This window comes from Micromonospora sp. NPDC051141, from assembly GCF_044455765.1.
GTDB lineage: Bacteria > Actinomycetota > Actinomycetes > Mycobacteriales > Micromonosporaceae > Micromonospora.
Map to the genome: position 1 here is coordinate 25749 of NZ_JBITFD010000012.1, position 23498 is coordinate 49246.

19 protein-coding genes are annotated in these 23498 nt (G+C 75.2%); 12 read left to right on the forward strand and 7 right to left on the reverse strand.

The window, feature by feature from the left end; all coding sequences use genetic code 11:
• Positions 1–28 precede the first annotated feature (28 nt).
• From dapA to ACIA6B_RS22330, 3 genes are all read left to right on the forward strand, one after another.
• Complete coding sequence (gene dapA, locus ACIA6B_RS22320; RefSeq protein ID WP_396775948.1) at positions 29–955, forward strand: 4-hydroxy-tetrahydrodipicolinate synthase; 927 nt, start codon at positions 29–31, stop codon at positions 953–955.
• 50 nt (positions 956–1005) lie between these two features.
• Positions 1006–2694: a ribonuclease J gene (locus ACIA6B_RS22325; RefSeq protein ID WP_396775950.1), complete on the forward strand. Its 1689-nt coding sequence runs from the start codon at positions 1006–1008 to the stop codon at positions 2692–2694.
• 174 nt (positions 2695–2868) lie between these two features.
• Entirely contained in the window at positions 2869–4416 is a 1548-nt protein-coding gene (locus ACIA6B_RS22330; protein ID WP_396775952.1) for a S1 family peptidase, read from the forward strand.
• 95 nt (positions 4417–4511) lie between these two features.
• Here ACIA6B_RS22330 and ACIA6B_RS22335 read toward each other — a convergent pair whose 3' ends face one another.
• Together ACIA6B_RS22335 and ACIA6B_RS22340 are read right to left on the reverse strand one after the other, a co-directional pair.
• The gene (locus ACIA6B_RS22335; protein ID WP_396775953.1) at positions 4512–6125 is read right to left on the reverse strand and encodes a YbjN domain-containing protein; all 1614 of its coding nucleotides are present in this window, start codon (positions 6123–6125) and stop codon (positions 4512–4514) included.
• On the reverse strand, positions 6122–6601 hold the full coding sequence (locus ACIA6B_RS22340; protein WP_396775955.1) for a YbjN domain-containing protein: 480 nt from the start codon (positions 6599–6601) through the stop codon (positions 6122–6124). Before ACIA6B_RS22340 ends, ACIA6B_RS22335 begins: the two co-directional genes overlap by 4 nt.
• Positions 6602–6714: 113 nt before the next feature.
• On the opposite strand from ACIA6B_RS22340, the gene ACIA6B_RS22345 reads away from it, so the two are divergent.
• Entirely contained in the window at positions 6715–9174 is a 2460-nt protein-coding gene (locus ACIA6B_RS22345; protein WP_396775957.1) for a DNA translocase FtsK, read from the forward strand.
• A gap of 60 nt (positions 9175–9234) precedes the next feature.
• Here the strand turns inward: ACIA6B_RS22345 and ACIA6B_RS22350 are convergent, their stop codons facing one another.
• Entirely contained in the window at positions 9235–9480 is a 246-nt protein-coding gene (locus ACIA6B_RS22350) for a hypothetical protein (RefSeq protein WP_107156049.1), read from the reverse strand.
• 84 nt (positions 9481–9564) lie between these two features.
• Entirely contained in the window at positions 9565–9879 is a 315-nt protein-coding gene (locus ACIA6B_RS22355) for a DMT family transporter (protein WP_396775958.1), read from the reverse strand.
• Between the two features lie 215 nt (positions 9880–10094).
• Here ACIA6B_RS22355 and ACIA6B_RS22360 point away from each other — a divergent pair, with 215 nt between their 5' ends.
• The 7 genes from ACIA6B_RS22360 to ACIA6B_RS22390 all read left to right on the forward strand — a co-directional run bounded on the left by ACIA6B_RS22360 (position 10095) and on the right by ACIA6B_RS22390 (position 16218).
• Entirely contained in the window at positions 10095–11027 is a 933-nt protein-coding gene (locus ACIA6B_RS22360) for an ornithine cyclodeaminase family protein (protein WP_396775960.1), read from the forward strand.
• A gap of 63 nt (positions 11028–11090) precedes the next feature.
• Positions 11091–12587 carry a 30S ribosomal protein S12 methylthiotransferase RimO gene (rimO, locus tag ACIA6B_RS22365; protein WP_396775962.1) on the forward strand — a complete coding sequence of 499 codons (1497 nt, stop codon included), beginning with the start codon at positions 11091–11093 and terminating at the stop codon, positions 12585–12587.
• Positions 12588–12634: 47 nt separating this feature from the next.
• Positions 12635–13216, forward strand: a complete 582-nt coding sequence (gene pgsA, locus ACIA6B_RS22370; protein WP_396776238.1) for a CDP-diacylglycerol--glycerol-3-phosphate 3-phosphatidyltransferase — start codon at positions 12635–12637, stop codon at positions 13214–13216.
• A 50-nt stretch (positions 13217–13266) separates the two neighbouring features.
• The gene (locus ACIA6B_RS22375; RefSeq protein WP_396775964.1) at positions 13267–13815 is read left to right on the forward strand and encodes a CinA family protein; all 549 of its coding nucleotides are present in this window, start codon (positions 13267–13269) and stop codon (positions 13813–13815) included.
• A 205-nt stretch (positions 13816–14020) separates the two neighbouring features.
• Positions 14021–14461, forward strand: coding sequence for a helix-turn-helix domain-containing protein (locus ACIA6B_RS22380; protein ID WP_107156055.1), 441 nt, complete (start codon positions 14021–14023; stop codon positions 14459–14461).
• A 127-nt stretch (positions 14462–14588) separates the two neighbouring features.
• Entirely contained in the window at positions 14589–15440 is an 852-nt protein-coding gene (locus ACIA6B_RS22385) for a PspA/IM30 family protein (RefSeq protein ID WP_396775966.1), read from the forward strand.
• Between the two features lie 16 nt (positions 15441–15456).
• Complete coding sequence (locus ACIA6B_RS22390; RefSeq protein ID WP_396775968.1) at positions 15457–16218, forward strand: hypothetical protein; 762 nt, start codon at positions 15457–15459, stop codon at positions 16216–16218.
• Positions 16219–16431: 213 nt separating this feature from the next.
• On the opposite strand, the gene ACIA6B_RS22395 is transcribed toward ACIA6B_RS22390, so the two are convergent.
• Entirely contained in the window at positions 16432–20058 is a 3627-nt protein-coding gene (locus ACIA6B_RS22395; RefSeq protein ID WP_396775970.1) for a fibronectin type III domain-containing protein, read from the reverse strand.
• Positions 20059–20228: 170 nt separating this feature from the next.
• Positions 20229–21020: a DNA-formamidopyrimidine glycosylase family protein gene (locus ACIA6B_RS22400; protein ID WP_396775971.1), complete on the reverse strand. Its 792-nt coding sequence runs from the start codon at positions 21018–21020 to the stop codon at positions 20229–20231.
• A 107-nt stretch (positions 21021–21127) separates the two neighbouring features.
• Here ACIA6B_RS22400 and ACIA6B_RS22405 point away from each other — a divergent pair, with 107 nt between their 5' ends.
• Positions 21128–22348 (forward strand): hypothetical protein, encoded by a 1221-nt coding sequence (locus tag ACIA6B_RS22405; RefSeq protein ID WP_396775973.1) that lies wholly within the window; start codon positions 21128–21130, stop codon positions 22346–22348.
• A gap of 92 nt (positions 22349–22440) precedes the next feature.
• On the opposite strand, the gene ACIA6B_RS22410 is transcribed toward ACIA6B_RS22405, so the two are convergent.
• Positions 22441–23253 carry an S-adenosyl-l-methionine hydroxide adenosyltransferase family protein gene (locus ACIA6B_RS22410; RefSeq protein WP_396775974.1) on the reverse strand — a complete coding sequence of 271 codons (813 nt, stop codon included), beginning with the start codon at positions 23251–23253 and terminating at the stop codon, positions 22441–22443.
• Positions 23254–23498 lie beyond the last annotated feature (245 nt).

The following is a 23498-nucleotide window of genomic DNA, read 5'->3' on the forward strand; positions in this document are numbered from 1 at the left end:
ACCGGTGGTCGTCCGCTAGGTTGTGAACATGACGCACGACCACTCCGCCGCCCTGGACCGCGGCGCGTCGCGCCCGTTCGGGCGGGTGATCACGGCCATGGTGACGCCGTTCACCCCCGACGGCGCGCTCGACCTCGACGGCGCCGCCCGGCTGGCCGGGCACCTCGTCGACGAGCAGGGCAACGACGCGCTGGTGCTCAACGGCACCACCGGTGAGTCGCCGACCACCACCGACGCGGAGAAGGAGACGCTGATCCGCGCCGTGGTCGAGGCGGTCGGCGACCGGGCCCGGATCGTCGCCGGGGTGGGCACCAACGACACCCGGCACACCGTCGAGCTGGCCGCGCAGGCCGAGAAGGCCGGCGCGCACGGCCTGCTCGTGGTCACGCCGTACTACAACAAGCCGCCGCAGGCCGGGCTGCTGCACCACTTCACCACCGTCGCGGACGCCACCGGGCTGCCGGTGATGCTCTACGACATCCCGCACCGCTCCGGCGTCGCGATCGCCACCGACACGCTGGTCAAGCTCGCCGAGCACGGCCGGATCGTCGCGGTCAAGGACGCCAAGGGTGACCTGATCGCGACCTCGGAGGTGCTGGCCCGCAGCGACCTCGCGTTCTACAGCGGCGAGGACGCGTTGACCCTGCCCGCCCTGGCGGTCGGCGCGGTCGGCGTGGTCGGCACGTCCACGCACTTCACCGGCGCGGCGACGAAGCAGATGATCGAGGCGTTCGAGGCGGGCGACCACGCCGGCGCGCTCGCTCTGCACCGGCGGCTGCTGCCGCTCTACACCGGTATCTTCCGCACCCAGGGCACGATCCTGGTCAAGGCCGGCCTCACGGCCCTGGGCCTGCCGGCCGGCCCGGTGCGACCGCCGCTGGTGGAGGCCACCGGCGACGAACTGGCCCAGCTGCGTGCCGACTGCGCCGCGGCGGGCCTGCCCCTGCCCGCATGATTCAACGACACGACGGACGCCGCCCGCGGCGTCGCAGAATGAGGTGACGCGTGACCGAGGCGCACATCGAGGGTGAGCTGCCCCCGCCGCTGCCGGAAGGCGGCCTGCGGATCATCCCGCTCGGCGGACTCGGCGCCATCGGCCGGAACATGACCGTCTTCGAGTACGACGGCAAGCTGCTGATCGTCGACTGCGGGGTGCTCTTCCCCGACGTCGAGCAGCCGGGCGTGGATCTGATCCTGCCCGACTTCGGTCCGATCCTGGACCGGCTGGCCGACGTGCAGGCGATCGTGCTCACCCACGGCCACGAGGACCACATCGGCGCGGTGCCGTACCTGCTCGCCCACAAGCCGGACATTCCGCTGGTCGGCTCCCAGTTCACGCTGGCGCTGGTCGAGGCGAAGCTGGCCGAGCGGCGGATCCAGCCGTACACGCTGACCGTGCGGGAGGGCGGCCGGGAGCGGCTGGGCCCGTTCGAGTGCGAGTTCTTCGCGGTGAACCACTCGATCCCGGACGCGCTGGCGGTGGCCATCCGCACCCCGGCCGGCCTGGTGCTGCACACCGGCGACTTCAAGATGGACCAGCTCCCGCTGGACGGGCGGATCACCGACCTGGCCGGCTTCGCCCGGCTCGGCGCCGAGGGCGTCGACCTGCTGCTCTCCGACTCGACCAACGCGGAGATCCCCGGCTTCGTCACGCCGGAGCGGGAGATCGGGCCGGTGCTCGACTCGATCTTCGCGAAGGCCAAGGGGCGGATCATCGTCGCCTCGTTCGCCTCGCACGTGCACCGGGTGCAGCAGGTCTTCGACTCGGCGGCCGAGCACGGCCGCAAGGTGGCGCTGATCGGCCGGTCCATGGTCCGCAACATGGGCATCGCCCGGGACCTGGGCCTGCTCAACATCCCGGCCGGTCTGGTGGTCAACATCGAGGAGGCCACCAACCTGCCGCCCGAGCAGATCGTGCTGATGTCCACCGGCTCGCAGGGCGAGCCGATGAGCGCGCTGGGCCGGATGGCCAGCGGCGACCACCGGCACATCACCATCGCGCCGGGTGACACCGTGGTGCTGGCCTCGTCGCTGGTGCCCGGCAACGAGACCTCGGTCTACCGGGTGATCAACCGGCTGGCCCGGGCCGGCGCCGTGGTGGTGCACAAGGACGTGGCCAAGGTGCACGTCTCCGGGCACGCCCCGGCCGGCGAGCTGCTCTACCTGCTCAACGTGGTGCGGCCGAGCAACCTGATGCCGGTGCACGGCGAGTGGCGGCACCTGCGCGCGCACGCCCGGCTCGGCATCGAGTCCGGTGTCGCGCCGGACCGGGTGGTGCTCTGCGAGGACGGCGACGTGGTCGACCTGGTCGAGGGCCGGGCCAGCCTGGTCGGGCGGGTGAAGAGCCGGTACGTCTACGTCGACGGCCTCGCCGTGGGCGACGTCAGCGAGTCGCTGCTGACCGAGCGCCGGATCCTCGGCGACGGCGGCTTCATCGCCACCACCGTGGTCGTCGACTCGGTCACCGGCAAGGTGGTCGCCGGGCCGACCGTCTCGGCGAAGGGCTTCTCCGAGGACCCGGCCGCGTTCAACCCGGTGGTGCCGCTGGTCACCGAGGCGCTGAACCGGGCCGCCGCGGACGGCATCACCGACCCGCACCAGCTCCAGCAGATCGTCCGCCGGACGGTGGGCCGCTGGGTCAACGACGCGTACCGCCGACGCCCGATGATCGTCCCGACCGTGGTCGAGGTCTGACCCGACGGTTCCACGCGCCGGTCCACCGTCCGTGGTGGGCCGGCGCGGTCGCGTTCCGGGTACGCCCGGACACGCTGCGTCGAAACCGGGTGCCGGTCCTCAACCGATCGGCGTCCGGCTCCGTACCCCCGGTCGGTCGGCGTGCCCCCGCGCCGGCCGGGAGGAGCGTGGCGGATGGACCGCAGACGGATGACAGCCATCGGCGTACTGGTGGCGGCGGCCGGCCTGACGGCGGCGGTGACGCTGCCGTCGTTCGCCGGTGAGGAACCCCGGCGGGCGGCCCCGGCCGCCGACGGCATCGCCCCGGAGGTTCTGGACGCGCTGGGCCGCGACCTCTCGCTCACCCGTGACCAGGCGGTCCGCCGGCTGAGGACCGAACGCTGGGCGGCCGGCACGGTCAGCAGGCTGCGCACCGAACTCGGCGCCGGCTACGGCGGGAGCTGGCTCGGCGACGACGGCGCCACGCTCACCGTGGCGGTGACCGACGCGGCCGGGGCGGCGCGGGTCACCGCGGCCGGCGCGGTGCCGAAGCGGGTGCAGCGGGGCGTCGCCGAGCTGGACGCGGTGAAGACCCGGCTGGACGCGGCCGGCGCGGACGCCAGCCCGGACATCGCCGGCTGGTACGTCGACGTGGCCAGCAACTCCGTGGTGGTGGTCGCCCGGCCCGGCGCGGAGTCCGCCGGCCGCCGGTTCGCCGCCGCCGGCGGGACCGCCGGCCCGGTCCGGGTGCGGACCGCCGACGAGGCCCCGCGCCCGCTGTTCGACGTGCGGGGCGGCGACGCGTTCCTCATCAACAACGCCGGCCGCTGCTCGGTCGGCTTCTCCGTGCTCGGCGGCTTCGTCACCGCCGGGCACTGCGGCCGGCCGGGGGACCGCACCACCGGCAGCAACCGGGTCGCCCAGGGCACGTTCGCGGCCTCGTCGTTCCCCGGCGACGACTGGGCCGTGGTCGAGACCAACGGCGACTGGACGCCGCAGGGCGTGGTGAACGACTTCAACGGCGGCACGGTGCCGGTGAACGGCTCCACCGAGGCCCCGGTCGGCGCGTCGATCTGCCGGTCCGGCTCCACCACCGGCACCCGCTGCGGCGTGGTGCAGGCCAAGAACGCCACCGTCAACTATCCGGAGGGGACGGTCACCGGGCTGACCCGGACCGACGTCTGCGCCGAGCCGGGCGACTCCGGCGGCGCGTGGCTCTCCGGTGACCAGGCGCAGGGGGTCACCTCCGGTGGCTCCGGCGACTGCACCCGGGGCGGCGTGACGTTCTTCCAGCCGGTCAACGAGATCCTCCAGCGCAACAACCTGACGCTGGTCACCGCCGGCGACCAGCCGGCGCCCGCGGAGCCGCCGGCCGGTGGCGACCAGACCGCCCCGCCGGCCGCCACGCCGCCCGCCGAGCCGCCGGCCGGCGACACCGGGTGCACCGGCCAGGTGAGCCGCACCGGCCGGATCGCCGCCGGGCGCGCGCAGGTGCAGCCGGACGGTCGCTTCTTCCGGGTGGCCGGCGGCACGCAGGAGGCCTGCGTCGTCGCGCCGGACGGCGCCCGGGTGGTGCTGGAGCTGCAACGCTTCACCGGCGGCGCGTTCCGCACCGTGGCCCGCACGACCACCGCCGACGGCGCGGCCACGCTGACCGCCGACACCCCGGCCGGCGCCTACCGCTACCGCGTGGTCGGGCTGTCCGGTGCCGGCGACTACACGGTGGCGTTCTCCGCCCGCTGACCGCCGCCCCCGAGACCGCGGCCTCCGACCGCCACCGCCCGGTGGTCGGGGGCCGCGCCGCGTCGGCGTCCGACGCGGCGCGGGGCGTGGGCGGCTCAGCCCAGGGCGGCGACCGCGTCGGCGTACGCGGTGCCGGTGCGGACGGCGGCGGCCACCAGCACGGCCAGTTGGGTCGGCGCGACGCCGCAGGACAGGTCCGTGGTGACACCGGCGGCCAACACCAGCGTCCCGTCGCCGGGCTCGTGCACGTAGGCGGCGGGCAGCAGGCGGTCGTGGTTCCAGGCGTTGCAGAACGCGTATGCCTCGGCGCGTCGGTCGGCCGGCAGCGTGCGTGCCGCCACCACCCGGGCGTGCAGCACCTCGCCGAGCACGCGGAACTGGATCGTCGCCTCGCCCCACCGGCCGACGAGTGTGCCGTCCGGCTCCACCGTGACCGCCTCGCGGCGCGCCGCCAGCGCGGCGGTGAGCAGCGCGGCGTCCAGCGGGGCCGGCTCCTCCGGACCGGGCGGGCCCGGCTCGGCCGGGTCGGCCTCCGGCTCCTCGTCGAACTCGCTCTCCGCCGCCAGCGACACCGGCCCGGCGAGCGGCCGTTCGGCCAGCCAGGAGGCGATCCGGCCGGACTGGTGCCCGGTGCCGTTGCGGGCGTCGAAGCTGCCGGCCAGCGCGGTGGCCAGCGCCTGGAGCTGCGCGCCGAGCGTGGCCACGTCCACCTCGGCCGCCGGCCGGGAGCCGTGCCCGGGACGGTGGATCCGCCGCCCGCCGAGACCGGCCTCCGTGGCCAGCCCGCAGAGCAGCGCGCCGGCCGCCGCGAACTCCATCGCGGACAGGTCGTCGGCCGGCCGGTCCAGCCGGGGCAACTGCTCGGTCAGCAGCTCCAGGCCGCGGTGCGGGTACCCGCCCAGCGCGCAGAACCGCAGGTGCGTGGCGAGCAGCGGGAACGCGGCCCGCTCCCGGCGGTGCCGGCGGTACGCGTGCACGTGCGCCCGCGCCGCCCGCTCCACCGCGCCGGTACGCAGCCACGGCAGCAGCCCCGCCGTGAGGGACCGTTCGGGCTGGTCGGTGCAGTCCGGCGTGCCGTCCGCCGCGTCGCGCTCGCCGTGGCGCCGGCCGTGCTGGCCGTGCCGGCCCAGTGCCGCCAGGGCCGCCTCCGGCTCGCCCCAGCCGGTCAGCAGCTCGGCCCGCCGGGCCGGGGCGCAACCCGGACAGCCGCCCACCGGGTCGGCCGCGTCCCCGGCCGTCCACCGCTGGTACGCGCGCCGGGCGGCCGGCTCGTCGCCGAGGTGGTCGGCGAGCCGGCAGCGCAGCTCGGCGACCGGCGGGGCGTCCGGGCCCAGTTCGTCGGCGAGCGCGTCGGTGAGCGACCGGATCTGGTCCAGCCCGACCCGGGGCGTGCCGAGCGCCGCCTCCACCGCCTGTCGCTGGTGCCGGCGCAGCCGGACCAACTCGTCCGGGTGGGCGTCGAGCAGCCCCGGATGCCGGGCCAGCGTGGCCCGCAGGCGGCGGACCGGCTCCACGGTCCGCCACCGCTCGCCCCGGTGCAGGTACGCCTCGACCAGCGCGAACCGCGCCGACAGGGCGGTACGCGGGTCGTCGGCGGCGTCGGCGCGGGTCGCGATCCGGTCCAGCTCGGCGCAGCGTTCCTCGTCGTCCGGCCGGTCCCGGGCGTCGGCGAGCGCGGCGGCCAGCGCCCGGTCGCGAGCCGTGGTCACCGGAGCGTCCCGCCGGGCAGGTCGGCGACGGCGGCGGCGAGCTGGCAGCCGGTGGTGACGCCGCAGTCGATCAGCCGGTCGAGCTGGTGCGGCGTGACGCCGCGTTCCAGGTCGGTGGTGACCTCGCCGCAGACCTGGGCGACGCCGTCGTCGTCGACGTGCACGTACGCCTTGGGCCAGAGCCGGTCGTGGTTCCACGTGTTGCAGAACGCGTGCAGGCCGGGCACCCGTTCGATGCCGAACCGGTGCGCGGCGACGGTGCGCACCTGGAGCAGCTCGCCGGCCGCGCCCCGGCGGTGGAACCAGATCAGGCTGCGTTCCCAGCGGCCGACAAGCGCGCCGTCGGGTTCCTCGGCCACCGCGTACCCCCGGTGGGCCAGCACGGCGGCGATCAGCTCGCCGGTCAGTGGCCGCAGTGCCTGCGGGTGTCCGGTCAGGGGACCGTCCGGACCGTCCTCGATCTCCGGCGACGCCATCGGGCATCCCTTCTGAGGCGAATAACACAAACGACGGCCCGGCCCGCGCTGCGACACGCGCACCCGACCCGGAAAAGCGGCGTTCCGCCGGTTACCGCCGTTACCGTGACTCTATGGCGGGCCGTACCTCTCAGGCGAGCCGGCGGCGCGGCGCGTCGCCGCGCGGAACCACCAACAACCGTGCCCGTCAACCGGCGAAGAAGGCGGCGCGCAAGCCGGTCCGGCGGCGGCCGACCCGCGGGCCGAGCCCGGCCGCGTTCGTCGGCGGCGCGGTCAACGCACTGTGGATGGGGCTGGCGCACTCGGTCGGCTGGGCGTTCCGGGCCGCCGGCCGGCAGGCCGCGTCCACCCGGGAGCTGGACCCGGAGCACCGCCGCGACGGCGCCGGCCTGCTCCTGTTCGGGCTGGCCATCCTCGCTGCGGTGGGCATCTGGGGCGGCGGCGCGGGGCCGGTCGGCCGGCATCTGGCCGACACGGTGCGCCTCTTCTTCGGCGCGATCTCCATCGTGCTGCCGGTGCTGTTGATGATCGGCGCGTGGCGGTTGATGCGGACGCCGGTGGACCCGGAGCATCGCGGTCGTGGCCTGGTCGGCTGGGGTTCGATGCTGCTGGCCACCGCCGCGATGCTGCACATCGGGCAGAACCCGGTGGACGAGGTGCAGCGCGACTACGCCGGCGGCCTGATCGGCGCCGGCCTGGGTGACCTGCTGAAGTCGGCGGTGACCGCCTGGGTGGCCATGCCGTTGCTGTTCCTGCTGCTGGTGTTCGGCCTGCTGGTGGTGACCGCGACGCCGATCAACCGGATTCCGGAGCGGCTCGGGCTGCGCGCCGGCCTGATCCCGTCCGACGACGTCGAGGTGGCGGAACCGGTCGAGGTCGCCGCGCCGCCGAAGCCGGCACGCAAGCGGCCGGCGAAGCGGCTCCCGCCGCCGCTGGACCCACCGGACCCGGACGACGAGCTGGCCGGCGTGGATCTCCAGGAAACCATCGTGCTGCCGCGCAAGATGCCCAAGGTGCCGGCGAACCGCAAGCCGGCCGAGCCGCCGGAGCACTCGCCGCTGCCCACCCGCGCCGAGCAGCTCGCGCTCACCGGCCTGGCCGGCGACTACACGCTGCCGCCGGCCAACATGCTCGGCGCGGGCGCCGCGCCGAAGACCCGGAGCAAGGCCAACGACGAGGTGATCGCGGCGCTGACCGGCGTGTTCGACCAGTTCGGGGTGGACGCCGAGGTCACCGGCTTCACCCGGGGCCCGACCGTGACCCGGTACGAGGTCGAGCTGGGGCCGGGCGTCAAGGTCGAGCGGATCACCCAGCTCTCCCGCAACATCGCGTACGCGGTGAAGTCGCCGGACGTGCGGATCCTCAGCCCGATCCCGGGCAAGAGCGCGGTCGGCGTGGAGATCCCGAACACCGACCCGGAGAACGTGTCGCTCGGCGACGTGCTGCGGTCGCGCAACGCGACAAGCGACCACCACCCGATGGTGGTGGCGCTCGGCAAGGACATCGAGGGCGGCTACGTGGTGGCAAACCTCGCGAAGATGCCTCATATCCTGATCGCCGGTGCCACCGGCGCCGGGAAGAGTTCATGCCTGAATAGTCTGCTGGTGTCTATTTTGACCAGAGCCACGCCGGACGAGGTGCGGCTGCTGCTGATCGACCCGAAGCGCGTCGAGATGACCGGCTACGAGGGCATCCCGCACCTGGTCACGCCGATCGTCACCAACCCGAAGAAGGCGGCCGACTCGCTGGAGTGGGTCGTCCGCGAGATGGACATGCGCTACGACGACCTCGCCGCCAACGGGGTCCGGCACATCGACGACTTCAACCGCAAGGTGCGCAACGGCGAGATCAAGGCCCCGCCGGGGAGCGAGCGGGAGATGCGCCCCTACCCGTACCTGCTGGTGATCGTGGACGAGCTGGCCGACCTGATGATGGTCGCGCCGCGCGACGTGGAGGACTCGGTCGTCCGGATCACCCAGCTCGCCCGGGCCGCCGGCATCCACCTGGTGCTGGCCACCCAGCGTCCCTCGGTGGACGTGGTCACCGGTCTGATCAAGGCGAACGTGCCGTCCCGGTTGGCGTTCGCCACCTCGTCGCTCGCCGACTCCCGGGTCATCCTCGACCAGCCCGGCGCGGAGAAGCTGCTCGGCCGCGGTGACGGCCTGTTCCTGCCGATGGGCGCGTCGAAGCCGGTCCGCATCCAGGGCGCCTGGGTGACCGAGCGCGAGATCGCCGACGTGGTCAAGTTCTGCAAGGACCAGCGCGAGCCGGAGTTCCGCTCCGACGTGCTCGCCCCGGCGCAGGACAGCAAGAAGAAGATCGACGAGGACATCGGCGACGACCTCGACCTGCTGGTGCAGGCCGTCGAGCTGGTGGTCACCTCGCAGTTCGGCTCGACCTCGATGCTCCAGCGCAAGCTGCGGGTCGGTTTCGCCAAGGCGGGCCGGCTGATGGACCTGATGGAGACCCGGGGCGTGGTCGGCCCGTCCGAGGGCTCCAAGGCGCGCGACGTGCTGGTCAAGCCGGACGAGCTGGAGGAGGTCCTGGTCGGCCTGCGGGGCGGCGAGGAGTAGACCCGGTCACGACGAGGGCCCGCCGGAGAACGGCGGGCCCTCGTCGTGCCGGTGGTGCGATCAGGCGTTCAGGAGCGCGGCGGCGATGATGAAGCCGAGGACGGCGCCGGCGACGCTGGCGGCGGCGGCGTACCAGCCGAGGGGCTTGTCGCCGAGCACGGCGCCCACGATGCCGAGGATCACGCCGAGGACCCCGAAGATCAGCGGGGACAGGAAGAGCGCGAGCGCCGCGAAGACGAACGCGATGATGGTGCAGATCCGGGCGGCGTTGCTGCGCGGACGGGCGGTGGCGTGGACGTCGGCCATGGGGTCCTCCGTGAGTGATCTTCTCGATGAGCTGGGGATCACCTACCCCGGCGCGGCGGCTGTCCAAACCGGATGACGCATCGATCAGTGGAACACCTTGAGGCCGACCACGCCGGCGACCACCAGCAGCAGGCAGACGATCCGGGGCAGGTTGGCCGGTTCGCCGAGCGCGACCATGCCGACCAGCGCGGTGCCCACCGCGCCGATGCCGACCCACACCGCGTAGCCGGTGCCGACCGGGATGTCGCGCAGCGCGTACGCCAGGCCGGCCATGCTGCCGACGAGCGTGACGGCGAAGACGGCGGAGGGGACGGGTCGGGTGAAGCCGGCGCTGCGGTCCAGGGCGATCGCCCACGCGGTCTCCAGCAGTCCGGAGAGCACCAGCACGATCCAGGCCATGACGGATCACCTCTGACGGGCGGGCCCGGCGGTCGGCCGGGCGGCGGTCGGTTCACGCGGGGCGTCGTGCCTGACCGGGTACGCCCACCACTCGTCCGGGGCGGCCCGGGGACCGCCACGGCCGACGCTAGCACCGGCGGGGCGGGTCGGGCGGCGTGGTGACGAAGCCCACCATCACTGGAGTTGACGTCAACTTGAGGTTGCACGATGGGTCCATGACGGTGCTCTTCTCCGACGAGGACGTGGCGGCGGTCGTGGACGCCCCGCTCACCGTCGCCGCCATGCGGGACGCGTTGCTGGCCTCGTACGCCGGGCGGCTGATCGCCCCGCCCCGGGCGTCCGCGCCGCTCGGTGGCGGCCGGATGGTGCTCACCGCCGGCCACCTGACCGGGGAGTGGTACGGCTTCCGCTCGTACGACACGTTCGGGCACCCGGAGGGCGGGCAGCTCGTCGTGCTGCACGACGCGCGTACCGGCGCGGTCCGGGCCATCGCGGTCGGCGACGAGCTGGGCTCGCGGCGCACCGGGGGACTGGGCGGCGTGGCGGTGGACGCGCTGGCCCGACCGGACGCCGCCACGCTCGGCGTGGTGGGTTCCGGACGCCAGGCGTGGACCCAGGTCTGGGCCGCCGCGGCGGTCCGGCCGCTGCGCGAGGTGACCGTGCACAGCCGCTCGGCCGCCCGGCGGGAGGCGTTCGCCGCCCGGGTCCGGGCCGAGCTGGGCGTGCCGGCCCGGGCCGTCGGCTCCGCCGCCGCCGCGGTGCGTGACCGCGATCTCGTGGTGCTCGCCACCACCAGCACCACCCCGGTGCTGGCCGCCGCCGATCTGGCCCCGGGCACGCACGTCAACACCGTGGGCTTCAAGCAGGTCGACCGGCACGAGTTCGGCACCGACCTGCTCGACGCCGCCGACCTGCTGGTCACCGACTCGCCGGGGCAGGCCGCCGCGTACGCCCCGCCGATGCTCGCCGCCGTCGAGCCGTACGCCGGGCGGCTGCGTGACCTGGGCGCGGTGCTGGCCGGCGCGGTCCCCGGCCGGACCCGTGCGGAGCAGATCTCGGTCTTCTGCTCCACCGGCCTGGCCGGCACCGAGGTCTTCCTGCTGGACCGCCTGGCCCGCACCCTCCTGCCCACCCGCCCGGCGCGGTGAGACGGGAGCCCTTCTCTACCGCAGGCGTTGGGAAAGGGCCCTTCCTTGCACCTGTACCCTCGGATGGTGTCTGATTCTTTGTCTCCGTCCGATGGGCGGCGGGTTGCGCTGCTGACGCTGGGGTGCGCGCGCAACGAGGTCGACTCGGAGGAGTTGGCCGCCCGGCTGCACGCCGACGGCTGGCAGGTGACCACCGACGGCGAGGGCGCCGACGTGGTGGTGGTGAACACCTGCGGCTTCGTGGAGAAGGCGAAGCAGGACTCGATCCAGACGCTGCTGGCCGCCGCCGACACCGGCGCCAAGGTGGTCGCCGCCGGCTGCATGGCCGAGCGGTACGGCCATGAGCTGGCCGACAGTCTCCCCGAGGCGCAGGCGGTGCTCAGCTTCGACGACTACCCGGACATCGCCGCCCGGCTCGACGCGGTGGTGGCCGGCGAGGCGATCTCCGCGCACACCCCGCGCGACCGGCGCGAGCTGCTGCCGCTGACACCGGTGAAGCGCCGCGAGGCGGCGGTCTCGCTGCCCGGCCACGGCACGCCGACCCGGGTCGCGCCGGAGACCGACGCGCACACCCCGGCGCACCTGCGGCAGGTGCTGCGGCACCGGCTCGACACCGGTCCGGTGGCCTCGCTGAAGCTGGCCAGTGGCTGCGACCGGCGGTGCGCGTTCTGCGCCATTCCGGCGTTCCGTGGCGCGTTCGTCTCGCGTACCCCGGACGAGCTGCTCGCCGAGGCGGAGTGGCTGGCCAAGACCGGCGTACGGGAGCTGGTGCTGGTCAGCGAGAACTCCACCTCCTACGGCAAGGACCTGGGCGACCCGCGGGCGTTGGAGAAGCTGCTGCCGCAGCTCGCCGCCATCGACGGGATCGTGCGGGTCCGGGCGAGTTACCTCCAGCCGGCCGAGACCCGGCCCGGCCTGGTCGAGGTGATCGCCACCACGCCCGGCGTGGCCGCGTACTTCGACCTGTCGTTCCAGCACTCCAGCGAGCCGGTGCTGCGCCGGATGCGCCGGTTCGGCTCCACCGACCGGTTCCTGGAGCTGCTCGCCTCCGCCCGCGCGCTGGCGCCCGAGGCGGGCGCGCGGAGCAACTTCATCGTCGGCTTCCCGGGCGAGACGAAGCAGGACGTGGCCGAGCTGGTCCGGTTCCTGACCGAGGCGCGGCTGGACGCGATCGGCATGTTCGACTACAGCGACGAGGACGGCACCGAGGCCGCCGGGCTGCCCGGCAAGGTCTCCGCCGCCACGGTCAAGCGACGCTACGACAGGCTCAGCGCGCTCGCCGACGAGCTGTGCTCGCAGCGGGCCGAGGAGCGGCTCGGCTCGACGGTGGAGGTGCTGGTCGACTCGGTCGCCGACGGCGTGGTCGAGGGTCGGGCCGCTCACCAGGCGCCCGAGGTCGACGGGTCGACCACGCTCGTCGCGCCGGACGGCGGCGGGGTGGACCTGGCCGCGCTGCGCCCGGGTGACCTGGTCCGGGCCCGGGTGACGGCGACCGAGGGGGTCGACCTGATCGCCGTACCGGATGAGATGATCTCGGCGGCGCCCGGCGCGGCACGGTGACGGCGGGCCCGGACGGAGCGGGGAAGCCACGTGGGGCGATGCCGGACATGACCGGGGCGGAGTCGACGGTGACCGCTCCCGTGCCGCTGCTCAACGCGGCCAATCTGCTGACCGCGGCGCGGCTGGTGCTGGTGCCGGTCTTCGCGGTCACCGTGGTCGCGTCCGGGATGACTCACGCCGGCTGGCGGACGGCGGCCTGCCTGATCTTCGTGGTGGCCTCGGCGACGGACCTGGTCGACGGCTGGATCGCCAGGCGGTTCGAGCTGGTCACCTCGCTGGGCAAGGTCGCCGACCCGATCGCCGACAAGGCGCTCACCGGCGCCGCGTTGGTGCTGCTCTCCGTCTACGACCGGCTGCCCTGGTGGGTGACCGTGGTGATCCTGGTCCGGGAGCTGGGCATCACCGCGTTGCGTTTCTGGGTGATCCGGCACGGGGTGATCGCGGCCAGCCGGGGCGGCAAGATCAAGACCGCGTTGCAGATCCTGGCCATCACCTGGTACCTCTGGCCGATGCCGGCGGCGCTGGCCCCGGTCGGCCCCTGGATCATGGGCGCCGCGGTGGCGGTCACGGTCGCCACCGGCTTCGACTACGTCGCCCAGGCGCTGCGGCTGCGACGGCCCACGCGTTGATCCGGGCAGCCGGCGAGTAAGCCGGCGCGGCGCGGGAAGAAGGGGCGGTCATGGGAGACACCGACGCGCGACACCAGCGGCCCGCCGGCAGTCCGGCGGCTGCCGCGGTGCACCGACTGCGCGAGTGCGGCCAGACGCTGGCCACTGTCGAGTCGCTGACCGGTGGGCTGCTCGCCGCCGCGATCGTGGAGATCGCCGGCGTCAGCGCGATCTACCGGGGCGGTCTGGTGGTCTACGCCACCGAGCTGAAGGCGGTGCTGGCCGGTGTGCCGGAGGACCTGCTGGCGGCGCGTGGGCCGGTCGACCCGGAGGTGGCCGTCGCGCTGGCCGAGGGCGGGCGGCGGCGCTGCGGCGCGGACTGGGGACTGGCCACCACCGGCGTGGCCGGGCCGGAGCCGCAGGACGACAAGCCGGTCGGCCTGGTCTACGTGGCGGTTGCCGGCCCCACCGGCAGCGACGTGCGCCGGCTCGACCTCGACGGCGGCCGGGACCACATCCGCTCGGCCGCGGTGATCGAGGCGCTGCGCCTGCTCGCCGAGCACATCCCGGGCAGCGACGACGCCGGGGTCGCCGACCCGGCGGGCGCCGGCCGGCGGTGAGCCGTCCGACCGCCGACGCGCCCGGCCGCGGGGTCGCCGGCACGGCGTTCCGCACAGGATTGGAGAGGCGGGGTGGGATGTCGTCGTGGCGGTCAACGGGTACGGTTGCGGGAAGGCTCCGGCGGGCGACGCCGGCGCCGGGGCGGACCGCCGTCCCCGGCGCGGCGCGGACCGGCCGGACGAGTGTCCCGTCAGGGGAGGTGCGATGGTCCTGCTACGCCGGGTGATCGGTGACGCACTGCGGGCGCGCCGGCAGGGGCAGCACCGCACCCTCCGCGAGGTCTCGTCCGCGGCCAACGTCAGCCTCGGTTACCTCTCCGAGATCGAACGCGGCCAGAAGGAGCCCTCCAGCGAGCTGCTCGCCGCGATCTGCGACGCGCTCGGCGCCCGCCTGTCCGAGCTGCTGCGCGAGGTGAGCGACACGGTCGCGCTGGCCGAGCAGATGCCCGGCGTGCTGGTGCCGGTGACCGACGAGCCGACGCCGGTGGCCCCGCCCGCCGTGCGCAAGGCCACCAACCGGGGTGTCCGGCAGGTCACCACCGACGGCGCGGTGGCCGTCCAGGTCCGGCAGGACTCGCCGCTCAAGGCGACGCTGCGCAGCACCCGCGTACGCCCCGCCGAGCGGGACGTGGTCTGCGCCGCCTGACCGACCGGTCCGCGCGATGGTCGCCGGTGGCGCCTGCGTCGTACTGTTGATCAGGGTCGTACGGGTGCCGGAGTGGTGTCCGACTGGGACGATGTAGGCGCGACACTACTGAGGGGACGAGGCGGCGATGGCGAACCCGTTCGTCAAGGGTTGGAAGTACCTGATGGCGCTCTTCGGCGCGAAGATCGACGAGCACGCCGATCCGAAGGTGCAGATCCAGCAGGCGGTCGAGGAGGCGCAGCGGCAGCACCAGGCGCTGGTCCAGCAGGCCGCGGCGGTGATCGGCAACCAGCGCCAGTTGGAGATGAAGCTCTCCCGGCAGATGACCGAGGTGGAGCAGCTCCAGGGCAACGCGCGGCAGGCGCTCGCGCTGGCCGACCAGGCCCGGGGCCGGGGCGACGAGACCGAGGCCGGGCGCTACGAGCAGTCCGCCCAGTTGCTCGCCACCCAGCTCGTCTCCGGTGAGCAGGCGCTGGAGGATCTCAAGACGCTGCACGACCAGGCGCTCGGCGCGGCCGCGCAGGCCCGCAAGGCGGTCGAGAACAACTCGATGATCCTCCAGCAGAAGCTCGCCGAGCGCACCAAGCTGCTCAGCCAGCTCGAGCAGGCCAAGATGCAGGAGAGCGTGGCCAAGTCGCTGGAGTCGATGTCGTCGCTCACCGCGCCGGCCAGCACCCCCTCCCTGGACGAGGTGCGGGACCGCATCGAGCGCCGCTACGCGACCGCCATGGGTCGGGCCGAACTGGCCGGCAACTCGGTCGAGGGGCGGATGCTGGAGATCCAGAAGGCGACGCTCGACTCGGCCGGGTCCTCCAGGCTGGAGCAGATCCGGTCGAGCATGGCCGGCGAGCAGCTCGGCGGCCAGCAGCAACGGCCCGCCGTGGGGCAGCCGACCGACCCGGCCGCCGCTGCCCGGCTGGACGAGATCCGGGCCAGCATGAGCCGGGACCGCGGCGCCGGGGAGAGCACCACCGGCTGACGGACGAGGGAGAGCGATGGCGGACGAGCGGACGCGACACTTCCGGCGGCTGGCCAAGCTGCGCCGTTCGGCGCGGCGGTGGAGCGTGCTGGCCGGTGGGCTGGGCGGCGCCGCCGCGGTGCTCACCCCGTACGCCGGCCTGGGGCTGCCGGACGCGGCCTGGGCCGGCGCCGCGGGCAGCGCGATCGCGGTGGCCGCCTGGCGCTGGATCGACCACCGGGCGCTCGCCGCCGTGCCGGCCCCGCCGGCGCTCGACCCGGCCGAGGCCGCCGCCCGCTCCCGGGCCCGGCTGGTCGCCGCCGTCGAGCGGCTGCCCGTCGGCCCCGGCGTCCTCGCCGAGGTACGCCGCGTCCGGTCCCGCCTCGCGCTGCGCGGCACCTCCGCGGCCGAGCCGTGGGCCCGGCTGGACCGCGCCGCGCTCACCCTCGGCGGGCTGGCCGGCCGGCTGACCGGGCTGGCCGAGCCGGCGGTCCGGGAGGCCGCCGAGGCGGACCATTCCCTGCGTGAGCTGGCCGGACGGGTAGCCGGCGTGGAGCGCGCGCTGAAGTTGGCCCCGCGCGGGCCGCTCGCCGAGGTGCACGCCACGCTCGTCGCCCAACTGGAGGAGGGCGTGGCCGCCTACGAGCGGCTGGTGGTGGCCGCCGCCGGCTACGTCGCCGAGGACGCCCGTCCGAACACCGCGCACCCGGCCGCGACCCGCCTGACGGAGGCCACGGACCTGCTGCACGGCGTGGCCTCCGCGCTGGCCGAACTCCGCACCCCGCTGCGCACCCCCTGACCGCCGCGGTCGACCACCGCCGCGAGCGGTTCGACCTCGTCCGTCATCACCGAGGGTAATGGCCGTTCAGAGTAGCTCAGCAAAAGCTGGTATACCTCAGAGGCATAATTATGCCTCTGAGGTATACCAGTCAGAAGTGATGCCTCCTTCGCAGCCCGCAGCCCGCAGCCCGCAGGCGCCGTTCGCGCCCATGGCGGGGGAGGAGGGCGGCGGTCAGCCCGGGGTGGTGATCTGGATCGGGGGGGTCCACGGGGAGGTGCCGACGATGTTCGTCGCGCGCACCCGGTAGTAGTAGGTGACGCCGGGCGGCAGGGCGGTGTTGGTGAAGCCGCGACCGGTGACGCGGAACGTGGTGGGGTCCCGGGTGAAGCCGGCGTCGGTGGCACGTTCGACGAGGAAGCCGGCGCCCGGCCCGACCGGCGTCGACGCCGACCAGCTCAGCGTCACCGTGGTGCTGTCCGGGGCCGGCGCGCCGGCGGTGGCGGAGACCCGGGTGGGCGCGGCCGGCCGGGGCGGCGTGGTCACCGTGGCCACCGTCGACCAGGGGGAGGCCGCGCCGAGGTACGTGGTGCGTACCCGGTAGTAGTACGTGGTGTCCGGGGCGACGACCGGGTCCAGGTGGGCCTCGCCGACGGTGATCGCCGTGGTGCCCGGCCCGCTGGTGAACGTCGGGTTGGTGGCCCGCTGCACGTCCACCCCGGTGGCGAAGGAGTGGTTCGCCCAGCGCAACGCCACCCGCAGCGGGGCGGCCGGCGGAACCGCCGCGGTCAGCCGGGACGGCGCGGTCAGCCGCACCTCCGCCGGCGCGTCGTTCGACCAGGCCGAGCAGCTAGCCGCGTTCTCGGCGCGGATCCGGTAGTGGTAGGTGACGCCGGGGGTGACCGTCGCGTCCGTGTACCGGGTCGCGGTGGCGGCCACGGTGAGCTCGGTGCGGTCGGTCGTGAAGGCGCTGTCGGTGGCGCGTTGCAGCCGATGGCTGGTGGCCGGCGGGCGGCTGCCGTTGCCGGTCCAGGCCAGCGCGATGGCCGGCAGCGCGGTGGCCGAGCCGGGCACCGGCGTGGCGGTCAGGCCGGTGGGCGCCCGGGGCGACACCCGCAGCACCAGCGGCCGGCTCATGCCCTGGTCGCGCAGCCCCGCCGAGCGCGTCTGCCAGCGGTACTCCCAGCCCAGGTTGACCACCTGGTTGACCACCGTCGCGGGCCGGCCGTCGACCGGGCTGAGCGGGCCGGCGTCCAGCCGCGCGCCGGCCGGGCGGCTCGGATCGAGCAGCCGTACGCTGTCGCCGACCGTGAACGGCAGGGCGGGCGCGACCGGGCGCAACGCCACCACCACGTCCTCCCGGGGGTTGACCCGGACGGTGTCCTTCCAGCCCAGCTCGCCCGGATCCGGTGGGCGGAGCGTGCCGTCCCAGCCGACCCGGTTGACCACCTGCACGTCGACGCCCGCCACGTGCACCGGATGGGTCCGGTCCGTGTCGCCGACGATCCGCCAGAGCTGGGTGCCGTCCGTCGGCGCGCCCACCGGCACGGTCGGGTCGGTCACGAACAGCTCCTCGGTGACCGGGTCGGCCGGGCCGAGCGGCAGCACGGCCGGCGCGAGCGGGCCGGCCAGCGGGTGGCCGACCCCGAGTCGCCCCACCGCCCGGCCGTGCCGGGGTTCGAACACCTGCCCGACCGACTTCACCGCCAGCGGCAGCGTGACCGGGCCGGACCCGCCGGCCGGGGTGAACGTGACCGAGGTGGCACGCGCCGGGACCAGCGTCGGGCCGGCGGTGCGGGTGCCGAACGCCGGGTCGTACGCCGGTTGCGGCACGATCGGCGGCGGCTGGCTCTGCGCGTACGCGGCGGGCAGCCGGGCGGCCAGCCGCCGCCTGTCGTAGCGGGGCGCCGGGCTGCCGACCACCCGGATCTGGAGCAGCGTGCGCGTGTTCGGGCCGTAGCCGGGGTGGGTCGGCGGCAGGCCGCCCGCGCCGGTGCGGTCGGCGGCGCCGGTGTGGTGGTCGTAGCGCGGATCGAAGCGGGGCAGCGGGGCCGGGGCGTCGTTGTAGAGGATCAGCGTGCGGCCCGGCGGCACGGTGGAGAAGTCCACCACCACGTCGGCGCGTTCGCCGGGCGCGAGCAGCAGCGTGTGCCCGTCCACGTTGAGCACGGTCGGGTCCTGCCGGTCGTAGCGGTAGCCGACCGGCTGGTTCGTCAGCACCACCGGCGCCGGCAGCAGGCCACCCTCGTTGCCGATCTGGATCAGCTCCGGCCCGGCGGCGGCCGGGTCGGGCACGCCGCCGTCGCGCCCGTCCACCGGCCAGTACGCCGGCCGCCCCGGCCCGCGTACCGCCTCGACCATCGGCACCTCGCCGGCGCGCGGGTCGGCCGCGTCGCCGTCCGGCGTCCACATCGGCCCGTCCGAGGCGGCCCGGTAGAGCTGGAGGTTGAGCGCCCGGTCCGCGCAGGCGTTCAGGATCCGGAACCGGTACGCCTTCGGCTCGACCTCCAGGTACGGGTACGCGACGCCGTTGACCAGCGGCGTGTCCCCGTACGCCGCGGGGACCGCCGAGGGGTGCGGCACGCCCGGGACCAGCGGCGGCTCGTCGGGTTCGGTGACCGGGTCGTGGTGCGGGTTGGGCACCGGGGCGACCCAGGGGCTGGTCCCGCCGTCCGGGTCGTGCGCCCACGGCCCGTAGTCCCACCGCCCGGTCGGGTTCGTGCCGCTGGTCCGGTACGGGTTCTGCCGGGGCTGGTAGACGTGCGGGTGCCAGAGGCTGCCCTTGGCGCCCCAGCGGTCCCGGTCCCAGGTCGGGTCCTGCGCGGCGAGCTGCGCGTCGTCGGGGACGAACGTCTTGTCCTCGACCACCAGCGGGAGCTGGTCGGCGGGGAGCACGCCGTCGGCGACGAGGCGGTCCTCGGCCGGGTCGGTGAGCAGGTAGAGCGCGAGCTGCCCGGCGTAGACGGTGAGCCGGGACAGGCCGAGCGTGTTGTCGTGCAGCCACATCAGCCGGCCGCTCTGGTCGTTCGGGAAGTAGAGCGTGGTGGCGCCCGCGCCGGGCGCCGGCATGTCCGGCACCGGCGTCACCCCCACCCCGACCGGGTACGGGGTGATCTCGCCGGCCGGGGTCACCCACTGCCACGGGTTGCCGGCGCTGATCCAGGCGGTCCGCGCGCCGGCCAGGTGCGGCACGGCCCGGTTCTGCGGGTACGGCGCGGGACCGTCGAGCGGCCCGGTCCCGGCCCCGTCGACCGTCTCGTCGACCGGCAGGAACAGTTCGCCGGCCCGGCCGGTGGGGAGCTGGTTGATGAACTTGATCCGGACCGGCCGGCCGCGCCGGGCCATGATCATCGGTCCGAGGTGCCAGGGCCGGTCGGGCGGGCTCACCGTGTTGTGGCCGGACCCGTCCGTGCCCAGGTTGAGCTGGCGATAGCCACGCAGCCGGGTGGCCGGCAGGTCCCGGTGCAGGCGCTGCGCGTACTCCTGGAGGCCGATCTCGTAGTAGTCGCAGCCCGGCCAGGTGATGGTGTCCGGCACCGCGACCGGCAGTCGGGCGCCGAGCCCGGCGGTGGGCGGCCGGCCCGGCAGCGGCAACGGGTCGACGAACTTGCGCAGGCCGGTGCCGGGGACCGGGCGGCTGTCCGGGTCGAGCGTGGGCAGCGGGCTGCCGGCGGTGTTCGGCACCGGACCGAACAGGCGCGGCACCCCGCCCGGGTCGAGGGGGGCCGGTCCGGTGGGTTCGGCCGGTCCGGCGGGCGTCTCGTCGGCGGCGCGGGCGGTCGGGACGGTGGGCGCGGTCTCCTCGGCGACCGTGGCGGCCCGGTCCGGCCGGCCCGGCCGGAGTCTGCGGAACAGCACCATGGCTCTCCCCGGGATCGGGGCGCGCCGGCCGTCACCCCGGCGTGGCGGGCGTACGCGCTGCTGACGATCGGTGAGCGGTCCACCGCAGCATGCGACGCCGGACGGGCGGGAGGGAAGTACCCAATCGTCCGTATCTCGGGTGATCTTATGCGGTTCGTGGAAGTTGCATGTCACGTCCGCTCCGGCTGGCAGACCGGGCACCAGTAGGTCACCCGCTCGCCCAGCTCCTCCTTGCGGATCGCGGTCCCGCAGCGCCGGCACGGCTGGGCCCGGCGGCCGTAGACGTAACTGGTGCCGCCCCGGCGCAGCACCCCGGTGGTGCTCTGGGTCCAGCGGCCCCGGTTCGCCGCCAGCAGCCGTTGGGCCAGCGCCACGGTGCCGGCCAGGTCGGGCACGTCGCGCACCGGTGTCCACGGCGACACCCCACGCAGGAACAGCACCTCGCACTTGTAGAGGTTGCCCACCCCGGCCAGGTTGCGCTGGTCGAGCAGCGCCTCGCCGATGCTCTGCTCCGGGTGCGCGGCCAGCCGGCGGACCGCCTCGGCCGGGTCCCAGTCCGCACCGAGCAGGTCCGGACCGAGGTGACCGACGAGCGACTCCTCCTCGGCGGTCGGGATCAGCGCCAGCTCGTGCAGGTGGTAGCCGACCGCTACCGCGCCGGCGGAGCGGAGCACCACCCGGATCAGGTGCGCCGGTCGGGCCGACCACCGCTCGCCCGGGGCGTACGCCCGCCACGCGCCGTCCATCCGCAGGTGCGAGTGCAGCGTCCGGTCCTCGCCGGCCGGACCGGCGAGGCGCAGCAGCAGGTGCTTGCCGCGGCTGGCCGACTCGCGCACGGTCCAGCCGGTCAGGTCGGTGGTGGCGAGCTGCGGCACGCGGAAGTCCGACCCGGTGAGACGGGCCCCGGCCAGCGCGCGGTGCAGGACGCGGGCGGTGTTCCAGACGGTGTCACCTTCGGGCACCCCGCCATTGTCGCCCACCGAACGGAATTCACATGTTTCGCTATCTGCACCGATATTCTTTTTTGTGCTGATAGCGGACAGGATCAGGGGGTTCTGAGGAGAATCCCATGGCCCGAGCCCGTCGTACCGTCATCGCCCTGACCGCTCTGCTCACCGCCACCGCCGGCCTGCCCGCCGCCGCGTCCGCCGCGCCGGCCCGCGCCACCGGAGGAGAACGCTGGTCCGCCGACCTCGCCGTCGCCGGTGGCGACGACGTCAACGTCACCTGGCGCGCCGGCCGCCTGCGGCTGGCCGACCCCCGCCCCGCCGCCCGGACCCGCCCCGCCGCCGCGTCCGGCCCGGTCGCCGAGGGCATCCTGCTCGCCGCGCCGCGCGCGCTGGACCGGCCCGCCACCCGGGTACGCGCCCGGCTCGCCGCCCGCACCGGCGACGGCGGCACGGCGACGGCCGAGGTACGCGGCTGGCGGGCCGGCGGCTGGACCGAGTGGCGCGACGCCACCGAGGCCGTCTTCGACCAGCCGGTCACCCGGGTCCAGGCGCGCGTCGTGCTGACCGCGCCGGGCGCCGCCGCCGAGGCCACCGTGACCGACCTGACGCTCGCCGCCGACCAGGCCACCACCGCCGCGACCCAGCCCACCGCCGGGCGCACCTACCGGGTGTACGCGACCCGGATCGGCCTGGTCGGCGGCGTCACCGCCAACGGGCACGTCGTCGGCGCACGCGACCACTTCGCCGCGCTGCCCACCCGGCGCGGCCTCTCCCCCCGGGGCACCGGCGACTACACGGTCAAGGTCTGCACCACCAGCGGCAGCCGGTGCGAGTACGCCCCGGTCTGGGACGTCGGCCCGTGGAACACCCGGGACGACTGGTGGAACCCGCCGACCGTCCGGGAGAACTGGCGCGACCTGCCGCAGGGCCGGCCCGAGGCACAGGCCGCCTACGAGGACGGCTACCACGGCGGGCGGGACCAGTTCGGGCGGGTCGTGCGCAACCCGGCCGGGCTGGACCTGGCCGACGGCACGTTCTGGGACGGGTTGCGGCTCACCGACAACGCATGGGTGAACGTGACCCTGCTCTGGACCGGGGGCGGGGCGCGGGCGGTGGTCGGCTCCGGGCCGCTGACCCTGCGCACCGGGGCGGGCACCTCGTACGCGAGCCGGGGCCTCGCCGCCACCCACGCGCAGGTGCCGGTGCAGTGCTACCTGACCGGCGAGCGCGTCGCCGGCACCTACCGCACCACGACCCGGTGGTACCGCCTGGTCGGCGGCACCTACGTCAGCCACGCGTACCTGTCCTCGATCTCCGGCCCCCCCGTCCCCCGCTGCTGACCCACCCCCCGCCCCGGGGATCTTGCAGTTGCGGCCCGTCCGGCGCGGCTTTCGGCCGTTTTGTCGGGGCCCGAACCGCAAGATCGCCGAGGTCAGGGGGTGGTGACGGTGACCAGGTCGCCGGGGGAGAGGGCGAGGACGTCGGCGGCGCGGCCGGTGTGCACGGCCACGGCCACCAGGCCGGCCGAGTCGACGTAGGCGACCAGTCCGCCGGGAGCGGCGTCGCCGAACGTGCGGCCGTGCACGGCCTCGCGCCCGTTCACCAGCACCCGGGACGGCAGGCCGTCGAGCAGCGGGCCCGGCGCGGCGAGCTGGACGTTGCCGAAGTGGTCGACGGTGAGCACCTCGGCGTCGAACCCGGCGTCCGCCGCCCGGACGACCGGCTCCGGCAGCCGGACCAGGGTGGCCGGGTCGACGGCCGGCCCGGCCCCGCCCGGCGGCGCGCCGAGCGCCAGCCGGGCGGCCACCGGCACGAACACGTCCCGCCCGTGGAAGGTGCGGGACACGGCGGGCGCGAGCCACGCCGGGTTGGTCAGCTCCACCGCGGCGGTCACCCCGCCGAGCGCCTCCGCCGCGGGCAGGAGCAGGCCGTTGTCCGGCCCGACCAGCAGCCCGCCGGGCGTGGCCAGCGCGATGCCGCGCCGCTCGGTGCCGACCCCCGGGTCGACCACCCCGACGTGCACCCCGACCGGCAGGTACGGCACGGTCTGCGCCAGCACCGCAGCGCCCCGGCGAACGTCGCCCGGCGGCACCAGGTGCGTCACGTCGATCAGCCGGGCGGTCGGCGCGAGCCGCGCGAGCACCCCGTGGCAGGCCGCGACGAAACCGTCCGCCAACCCGTAGTCGGTGGTCAGCGAGACGCACGGCCGGCGCGTCACCGGTGGGCCGTCCGGATGACTCGCCATCGGCTCCTCCTCGTCGTCTCCGGCCACCCTAGCGAGACGTCGCCCCGCCCTCCCGCCGTGGCCGTGCGGCGTCGGCCGGTCCGGGCGGGAGCCGGCCGTGCCGCCGGCCGGTCCGGGCGGTGCCGGTCGATCAGGGCCGGGCCAGCCGTGCGGTGCCGGTCGGTTGGGGCTGAGCCAGCCGTGCGGCGTCGTCCGGTCCGGGCGGGAGCCGGCCGTGCCGCCGGCCGGTCCGTGCGGTGCCGGTC

What these genes read in the sequence shown, in the direction of transcription:
- ACIA6B_RS22375 (WP_396775964.1), top strand. Translation starts at nt 13,267, where the DNA reads ATGGGAGACACCGACGCGCGACACCAGCGGCCCGCCGGCAGTCCGGCG.
- ACIA6B_RS22330 (WP_396775952.1), top strand. Translation starts at nt 2,869, where the DNA reads ATGGACCGCAGACGGATGACAGCCATCGGCGTACTGGTGGCGGCGGCC.
- ACIA6B_RS22390 (WP_396775968.1), top strand. Translation starts at nt 15,457, where the DNA reads ATGGCGGACGAGCGGACGCGACACTTCCGGCGGCTGGCCAAGCTGCGC.
- ACIA6B_RS22345 (WP_396775957.1), top strand. Translation starts at nt 6,715, where the DNA reads ATGGCGGGCCGTACCTCTCAGGCGAGCCGGCGGCGCGGCGCGTCGCCG.
- ACIA6B_RS22405 (WP_396775973.1), top strand. Translation starts at nt 21,128, where the DNA reads ATGGCCCGAGCCCGTCGTACCGTCATCGCCCTGACCGCTCTGCTCACC.
- ACIA6B_RS22380 (WP_107156055.1), top strand. Translation starts at nt 14,021, where the DNA reads ATGGTCCTGCTACGCCGGGTGATCGGTGACGCACTGCGGGCGCGCCGG.
- ACIA6B_RS22385 (WP_396775966.1), top strand. Translation starts at nt 14,589, where the DNA reads ATGGCGAACCCGTTCGTCAAGGGTTGGAAGTACCTGATGGCGCTCTTC.
- ACIA6B_RS22360 (WP_396775960.1), top strand. Translation starts at nt 10,095, where the DNA reads ATGACGGTGCTCTTCTCCGACGAGGACGTGGCGGCGGTCGTGGACGCC.
- pgsA (WP_396776238.1), top strand. Translation starts at nt 12,635, where the DNA reads ATGACCGGGGCGGAGTCGACGGTGACCGCTCCCGTGCCGCTGCTCAAC.
- dapA (WP_396775948.1), top strand. Translation starts at nt 29, where the DNA reads ATGACGCACGACCACTCCGCCGCCCTGGACCGCGGCGCGTCGCGCCCG.
- ACIA6B_RS22355 (WP_396775958.1), bottom strand. Translation starts at nt 9,879, where the DNA reads ATGGCCTGGATCGTGCTGGTGCTCTCCGGACTGCTGGAGACCGCGTGG.
- ACIA6B_RS22350 (WP_107156049.1), bottom strand. Translation starts at nt 9,480, where the DNA reads ATGGCCGACGTCCACGCCACCGCCCGTCCGCGCAGCAACGCCGCCCGG.
- ACIA6B_RS22395 (WP_396775970.1), bottom strand. Translation starts at nt 20,058, where the DNA reads ATGGTGCTGTTCCGCAGACTCCGGCCGGGCCGGCCGGACCGGGCCGCC.
- ACIA6B_RS22340 (WP_396775955.1), bottom strand. Translation starts at nt 6,601, where the DNA reads ATGGCGTCGCCGGAGATCGAGGACGGTCCGGACGGTCCCCTGACCGGA.
- rimO (WP_396775962.1), top strand. Translation starts at nt 11,091, where the DNA reads ATGGTGTCTGATTCTTTGTCTCCGTCCGATGGGCGGCGGGTTGCGCTG.
- ACIA6B_RS22410 (WP_396775974.1), bottom strand. Translation starts at nt 23,253, where the DNA reads ATGGCGAGTCATCCGGACGGCCCACCGGTGACGCGCCGGCCGTGCGTC.